Annotated in this window: 6 protein-coding genes; 4 read left to right on the top strand and 2 right to left on the bottom strand. The window is 64.3% G+C overall.

The genetic code is table 11. The annotated features are described in order from the left end of the window. Positions 1-1,215, bottom strand: a 1,215-nt coding sequence (locus tag ID574_RS51985; protein WP_188196510.1) for an IS1380 family transposase, incomplete at its 3' end; no start/stop codon positions are given. Between the two features lie 240 nt (positions 1,216-1,455). Between ID574_RS51985 and ID574_RS51980 the strand changes: the two genes are divergently transcribed. From ID574_RS51980 to ID574_RS51965, 4 genes are all read left to right on the top strand, one after another. Further along, a complete protein-coding gene (locus ID574_RS51980) occupies positions 1,456-1,632 on the top strand; it encodes a DUF397 domain-containing protein (protein ID WP_442939439.1) in 177 nt (58 codons plus the stop codon). 773 nt (positions 1,633-2,405) lie between these two features. Then, positions 2,406-2,648 carry a hypothetical protein gene (locus ID574_RS51975; protein ID WP_188196509.1) on the top strand — a complete coding sequence of 81 codons (243 nt, stop codon included), beginning with the start codon at positions 2,406-2,408 and terminating at the stop codon, positions 2,646-2,648. Then, complete coding sequence (locus ID574_RS51970) at positions 2,645-4,849, top strand: hypothetical protein (protein WP_188196508.1); 2,205 nt, start codon at positions 2,645-2,647, stop codon at positions 4,847-4,849. The genes ID574_RS51975 and ID574_RS51970 overlap by 4 nt, the downstream gene beginning before the upstream one ends. Before the next feature lie 104 nt (positions 4,850-4,953). Next, the gene (locus ID574_RS51965; RefSeq protein ID WP_188196507.1) at positions 4,954-5,433 is read left to right on the top strand and encodes a hypothetical protein; all 480 of its coding nucleotides are present in this window, start codon (positions 4,954-4,956) and stop codon (positions 5,431-5,433) included. A 131-nt stretch (positions 5,434-5,564) separates the two neighbouring features. Here ID574_RS51965 and leuA read toward each other — a convergent pair whose 3' ends face one another. Further along, positions 5,565-7,271 carry a 2-isopropylmalate synthase gene (leuA, locus tag ID574_RS51960; protein WP_188196506.1) on the bottom strand — a complete coding sequence of 569 codons (1,707 nt, stop codon included), beginning with the start codon at positions 7,269-7,271 and terminating at the stop codon, positions 5,565-5,567. Positions 7,272-7,298: the final 27 nt, after the last annotated feature.

Below are 7,298 nucleotides of genomic sequence, written 5' to 3'. Positions count from 1 at the left end.
GTGAGCAGCGGTGCCGGGCAGCGCCAGCATCTGCATCCAGGCCAGGAGTTCGCAGGCCAGCGCGACGAGCTCGCACCAGATCTGGTTGCGAGCGAAGTGGTGCAGCGGCAGGTTGGCCAGGCCGGTGTCCTTGGCGCAGCGGATGCGATCTTCGGCGCGGGCCCGGCGGCGGTGCCGCAGCTCCAGATCGGCGAGTTGGCCGCGCTTGGCGTCGGTGACGAAGCAGGTGACGCGGCACCCGTCGACGTCGGGGAAACGCAACTGGGCGCCGGGGTGCGGACGCTCCTTGCGGGCGATGACCCGCATGCCTTTGGGCCAGCCGGACAACTCCAGCAGGCCGGTCAGCTCGGCCACCCAGGCGCCGGGCCGCACCTGACGGTCGGCATCGTAGGCGGGCGTCCACGCGGTCTTCGGCAGGCGCAGCACGGCCTGCTGGATCTCCTCGGTCAGGGTGAACCCGATCGAGTACGACAGCCGCCGGCCTGGTTTGGTGAGCCAGGCCAGGAACTCGTGGGTGCCGCCGCCGGAGTCGGTGCGAATCAGCACCTGGCGTCGGCGGTGCTTGGGGAGCTGGGCCAGGGCGAGGCGGGTAGCTTCGATGTGGTCGGTGGCGGTGTTGGAGCCGGCGTTGCCCGGCCGCAGCACGATGGCCAGGGGTTCGCCGGACCCGCCGGGGCCGTGGTCGGCGAAGACCGTCATCGGGTGGAAGCCGAAGGTGTGTTTCCAGGTCGGAGCGGCGTGCTGTTTGTCGGAGTGGGCGATGACGATGGTGGCGTCGAGGTCGAGGGGGATCAGCTTGCCGTCACTGCCCGGCGCCATCGTTCCGGCCAGGTCCCAGGCATGCTCGCGGGCGCTGGCCCGGGCCGCGCGCAGGGCTTTGAGCGCCTTGGCCTCGTCGCGGGCGAGCCGGTCGATCAGTCGGGAGACGGTCGGGTCGGAAGCGACCGGGCCGAACAGCTCGGGCTGGGCGCGCAGCAGGGCGATGTCGGCCAGGCAGTCTTCGCCGAGGGCGAGGCTGATGGTCAGGTCGGTCACGATTTTGCCGGGGTCGTGGACCGCGCGTGAGGAGCGCCAGCGTTGCAGGCCGGCGGACAGGGCCCTGTCCAGGCCGGTGACACGCAGCGTCTGCAGGAGCAGCAGGGCGCCTGTGTGGGAGAGGAGCCCGGTGGCGTCAGCGGATGCGGTGATCTTGCCGCGCGAAGCGATAGTCTTCACTTGGAAAGTGCCTTCTGATCTGGTGTGGACAGGACTCTCGACAAGCCCCATCCTCCCAGTTCAAAGGCACTTTTCTTATGTGAACGATCAAGCCTGGCGAAATTCACCGCGAAAGCCCGAGGCTAGCATTCAGGTACGAAGGGACCCGTTCTGAGGCACTGTCCCAGCGCGAATCCATAAATCTGATCAAGGAGACGAAGCTGGGATGGACGAGCTGACCGAAGAACTACGGGCAGCCACATGGATCAAGTCTTCCTACTCGGGAGCAACGGGGGCAACTGCGTCGAGGTCGCCAAGCTGTCCGGAGGACGCCGAGGCGTCCGCGACAGTAAGAACCCCACAGGTCCCGCTCTGATCTTCACCCCTGGCGAATGGAAGGCCTTCATCAGCGGCGTGAAGGATGGTGAGTTCGACTAATCCACATGCGCCATGAGGGAGCCTCTGTCGCAACTACAAGTCGGTTGTAGTTCCATGGAGCAGTTGCGCGTCAAACTAAAGCTTAGTTGTAGTTATCCGCATCGCAGACGGCCGGCTCAGCAAGCCGAGGACCTTGCGTAGACGGTCGCGTCAAAATCAAGCGGTCCGCCGGCTTCAGCGAGCCGCCCAGGTCACGAAGCATACCTGTGGCAAAAGACGAGCAGATCACGCCCCAGCTTCCTCTGATCGGTGACGCCGTCGGTGCGGAGAGCCGCTCACTTGACCTCCACACCGCGATGGGCCGACACCAGCGATATTCGAACGCATAGTCGGGTGTGCAGATGCACTTCCCGCTTCGCCCGGCCTCCAGCAGCAAGGATCTTCCGGTCCGCGATGGTGTGCTCGTCGACCGTTTGAGTCGACCCCACTCCAACAGTTTCAATTGATGTTCAACGCACGTCCTCAGGTTTTCATTTTCATTGAAAGTAGAAATCCATAGGCCGCAGTCGATTTATGCCTGGCGAGACCGACGGAAGATCTTGTCTCGACCAGGCCGACGCGGTGACTCCGCGCACCCTCCCTCTTTTGAGAGAACCGAAGCCTGCGATCCAATCAGGCAAAACACTCATTCTCGAACAAAACTCAGACCCGCCATACCTTTCACTGCGTTTAAGCTTGTTCTGTTGACATGATGTTGATTACCGTGTGAAAGACCTGGGAGATGCCGCCTCCTGATCTGTTCTGGTGCAGCGAGCCGTACGAGGAGGATCGTCGTGGCTGACCTCGATCGTGAGGCGATGCGGGCCGTTGCCCAGCGGATTCAGCGGCTGTCGGACGACCACTGGTGGGCGCTCGATCCCTCCTGCCGTTTCATGGAGAACGACGCTTGGGTGGGGCCGACGGGCGCCCGGTTCGACACCCAGGTTCGCGCCGACCAGCGGGAGCTGCGGGCCATGCTTGCCCAGGCCGTAGACAGCGCGAAGCAGAAGCTGGCCTCGACTCCGGATAAGCCATGAGCGAGTTCAGTGGGGTCAAGCAGCCCGAATTCGACACGATGACGAGCAAGCACACACAGACCGCCAGCCAGCTGGAGGAGCTGGCACAGGCGCTGCACGGGGAGTTGCAGAGCGCCGGGCTCGACACCGCGCCGGCGGCGCGGCTGCGGCAGTTGGCCGGACGCGTCACCGCACAGGCCGAGGACCTGCGGCGGAGGCAGAAACTGGTCCACGAGCTGCAGCGGCAGAAAGTCACCTTCGGGAGGAGCACTCCTAAGGGGAGCTTCCTGGAGATGCCTGACAGCCTGGACGCGGCCCAAGGGCTGCTGGACGGGACGCTGGCGGGTCGCGCCGCGCTGAAGGCCGCGGACGGGGACCGCAAAGCGCTGGCCGAACTGGAGAAGTACACGTCGCGGACCGGGGACCCAGAGTTCGTCAAGTCATTCCTCGGCACATTGGGGGCGCGCGGCGTGACGCGGGTGCCTGGGGCGATCGCCATGCAGTTGCGCGATGCCAAAAGGCGTCAGGATGCCGAGGGCGTGACCCAGCTTTCCAGCCAGGGCAAGAAGGTCCTTGGCATGCTGAGCACGGCTCTGGCCAAAGGGACGGATCCGAAGAATTCCGCTTACATGGGCACCGACTTCCTCAAAGACCTGGTGAAGGAGGGGCGGGCCGAGCACAAGGCAGATGGCACGAAGTATTCGGGTTATCAGGCCCAGGCGCTCATCTGGCGTTCCCATGACGGGAAGCCGCCGTACTCGAAAGAGTTCATGGAGGTCGTCGGTCGTGACGTGATCGTCTATGAGCACGAGCAACGCAAGGACCAATGGGCGGCGGCCAAGGATCCGCTGGGCCGTTTCGTCAAGGGTAAGCAGCTTCCCATCGTTGACCTGGCCGGCGCGCTCGGCCTTGGCACCCTGCTGAGACCTGGTACGCATATGGGCGGTCCAGACGTGAAGAGCCAATCGTCGGTGGTGGAGGACCTGTTCCATGCCGCGAAGTTCAGTCGGGAGGCGTCCCACGCGCTGCTCGACCACACTCCGGTGGGGTGGAAGGAATCCGTGCTGGACTACCTGCTGACGACCCGATGGGGCGCTTCCCGCTATCTGAACGACTACAAGCCGATCAGAGACATGCTGACGATCGCGACGACCGGTCAGGACGCTACCTCCAAGAAGCTGGCCGCCGAGATGATCAAAACGCTTTCCCAGCAGGTTAGCGGCGCCTTCGGGCAAGACACGGAAAAGCTGGAGATCAGGAACAGATATCTATTCGATCGCTACGCCCCCTTGGGCTATCCCTTGAGCAGAGCGATCGCGGCCAACATCCATGAACTCTCCGACCTCCTACTGAACGGTGCGACCTTCCACAAGGTGGAGACCAAGGACATGGCCTACGCGCTGGTGCTGGCCACCGCCGACGACGCCGCATTCGAGGAGCTAGTAAGAGCGCAGATGGAACGCATGAGAGCGGCACTCGACACCGCGCCTCCTGTCGGTCTCAACGCCTCCAACGCCGAGCGGCTCGGATTCTCGAAGGCAGACGTCAAGCAGTACGACTTAAACGGGAATGGACAGGTCGACAAGGATGACGTCCAGCAGTTCCTGGTCGATCGGGCAGGGGTGGAAGCACGACCCTTCGGCTTCATCGTGGAGATCCGCCGTCAGGTGCTGATCGCGCAGGGTCTGGACGCCAAGAAGGCGGACGAGGCTCTGAAGAGCATGGTGGGCAACGCGCTGGGGTTGCTCCCGGTGCCCGGAGCCAAGCAGGTGGGCGAATTGGCCAAAGGCGCGTTCGGCGAGTTGCTCGGCAACGGGTATGACAAGTTTGCCAAAGCCGCCTATGACGAGATTGCCAAGCTGGTCTCCCAGCGGATGTTCAAGCACGGGCGGACCATGGACGAGACGCACTCGACGCTGGCGAACAATCGTCTGGCAGTGGAGAGGCTGGGGGAGCAAATGCTCGCCACAGCCTTGCTGAACAAGGGCATGCTCGACTCACTCGACCTGAGAAATCAGCCATTCGCAACTGGAACTGCGCCCAGACTCAAGCCCTTCGCCGAGATGAGTCCGCAGGAATACAGCAGGTTCCTCAAGTGGGCGCGCACTGCCGGAGGAAGTAACGAGGTGCTCAATGAATTCAGGAACACCTTCCGCACGGTAAGTGATGTGAACGACCATCTCGGTCTTAAGATCCCCGCCTCCTCCGGAGATGGCAAATGAGACGTGCTCGTCTGCCGGCCGCGCTGACTGCTCTCGTGCTCGTCACAGCCTGCACCCCGGAAACTGACGTCGTCTCCTCACCAGTCCCAGCCTCTCAACCGGTCGTGGATTCCGCCCCGTACGTCTGCAAGCTCATCCCTGAGCAGGCATTTCGCCTTGTCAGTGGTGTGACCGGACCTCTCATGGAGAAAACGGCCGGCAATGAGAACAACGGCGATTGCCGGGCTCCCGACACAATCCCCCAACGTCTAGAGGTGTGGTGGATGCAGGAGGGGCCCGGGATGTCTCGCGAGCATCTGAATTTCCTCATCGGGGACCGGCGCGCGGTCTATACCAAACACGGCGGAGTCGTGCTTCCTGCCGACCTCGGCGACGGCATGGCCGCGTATCTACCTAATCCACCGCTCACCGACCAGCCGTACCAAGTAAGTGCGAAGTTCCACTGCGGCGGTAAAGCACGACTGATCGACGTCTCCCTGCCCCAAGTCGCCAAGGGCAGGGATGCGATCAAGGACATGATCGAGCTCATGCGCATCGCCCAAAAACGCTACGGCAAGCTGTACAACTGCACTCCCGGCACATAAAACAACTCGACCGCGCCTCCCGTCTGTCACGAGAGCGCGGTCGAGTTGATGGCGGCGTGGCCTTGTGGGCGCGTGCCGGGCGCCGGCCCCGCAGGTCATTGCGAGGTCCGAGCCCTGAAGGATTTACGGGGTCAGCGGGATGCGCGGTTCACTGCGGAGATGATGGCCTTGAGGGAGGCCGTGGTGGTGTTGGCGTCGACGCCGACGCCCCACAGCACCCGCCCGTCGACCTCACACTCCAGGTACGAGGCCGCCTTGGCGTCACTGCCGGCGCTCATCGCGTGCTCCACGTAGTCGAGCACCCGCACCTGGATGCCGACCCCGGCGATGGCGTCGATGAAGGCCGAGATCGGGCCGTTGCCCGAGCCCTCGATCTCGCGGATCTCGCCGTCGAGGCGGATGTCGGCGCTGATGCGGTCTTTCTCGTCCACCGTCGACTCGTGGCGGTGCGCCATCAGGCTGAGGCGGCCCCAGCGGTTGGCCGGGTTGGGGAGGTATTCGTCCCGGAAGATTTCGAACATCGCGGCCGGGCTGATCTCGCCGCCCTCGCTGTCGGTGCGGGCCTGCACGACCTTGGAGAACTCGATCTGCAGCCGGCGCGGCAGGTCGAGCTGGTGGTCGGCCTTCATGATGTAGGCGACCCCGCCCTTGCCCGACTGGCTGTTGACCCGGATGACCGCCTCGTACGTGCGCCCGATGTCCTTCGGGTCGATCGGCAGGTAAGGGACCGCCCAGGTGAACTCGTCCACCGGGACGCCCGCCGCGGCGGCGTCGCGCTCCAGGTGCTCGAAGCCCTTCTTGATGGCGTCCTGGTGGGAGCCGGAGAAGGCGGTGTAGACCAGCTCGCCGCCCCACGGGTGGCGCGGGTGGACGGGCAGCTGGTTGCAGTATTCGGTGACGCGGCGGATCTCGTCGATGTCGCTGAAGTCGATCTCGGGGTCGATGCCCTGGGAGAACAGGTTCATGCCCAGCGTGACCAGGCAGACGTTGCCGGTGCGCTCGCCGTTGCCGAACAGGCAGCCCTCGATGCGGTCGGCGCCGGCCATGTAGCCCAGCTCGGCGGCGGCCACGGCGGTGCCGCGGTCGTTGTGGGGGTGCAGGGACAGCACGATCGAGTCGCGGTGCTTGAGGTGGCGGTGCATCCACTCGATCTGGTCGGCGTAGACGTTGGGGGTGGCCATCTCGACCGTGGCGGGCAGGTTGATGATGACCTTGCGGTCGGGGGTGGGCTGCCACACGTCGTTGACGGCGTCGCACACCTCGACGGCGTATTCCAGCTCGGTGCCGGTGAACGACTCCGGCGAGTACTGGAAGTAGACGTCCACGTCTGTGGCGTCGGCGAGCTTCTTGACCAGCTTGGCGCCCTCGACCGCGATGGCGGTGATGCCGTCTTTGTCTTGGCCGAAGACGACGCGGCGCTGCAGGGTGGAGGTCGAGTTGTAGAGGTGGACGATGGCCTGCTTGGCGCCCTCGATCGACTCGAAGGTGCGCTCGATCAGCTCCGGCCTGGCCTGGGTCAGCACCTGGATGACGACGTCGTCCGGGATGCGGTCCTCTTCGATGATCTGCCGGATGAAGTCGAAGTCGGTCTGCGAGGCGGCGGGGAAGCCTACCTCGATCTCCTTGTAGCCCATGCGTACCAGCAGCTCGAACATCTTGAGCTTGCGGTGGGAGTCCATCGGGTCGATCAGGGCCTGGTTGCCGTCACGCAGGTCGACCGCGCACCAGCGGGGCGCCTTGGTGATGACCTTGTCGGGCCAGGTGCGATCGGTCAGCCGGATGGGTTCGAACGGCTGGTAGCGATGGATCGGCATGGGGCTGGGCTGCTGAGCGGTCATGTCAGATGCTCCTCGTCGGGCGTTCGA

The sequence above is a fragment of the Nonomuraea sp. SYSU D8015 genome, assembly GCF_008065375.1.
GTDB lineage: Bacteria > Actinomycetota > Actinomycetes > Streptosporangiales > Streptosporangiaceae > Nonomuraea.
This window is presented reverse-complemented; position numbering and strand designations above follow the sequence as displayed.

What these genes read in the sequence shown, in the direction of transcription:
- leuA (WP_188196506.1), bottom strand. Translation starts at nt 7,271, where the DNA reads ATGACCGCTCAGCAGCCCAGCCCCATGCCGATCCATCGCTACCAGCCG.
- ID574_RS51980 (WP_442939439.1), top strand. Translation starts at nt 1,456, where the DNA reads ATGGATCAAGTCTTCCTACTCGGGAGCAACGGGGGCAACTGCGTCGAG.
- ID574_RS51970 (WP_188196508.1), top strand. Translation starts at nt 2,645, where the DNA reads ATGAGCGAGTTCAGTGGGGTCAAGCAGCCCGAATTCGACACGATGACG.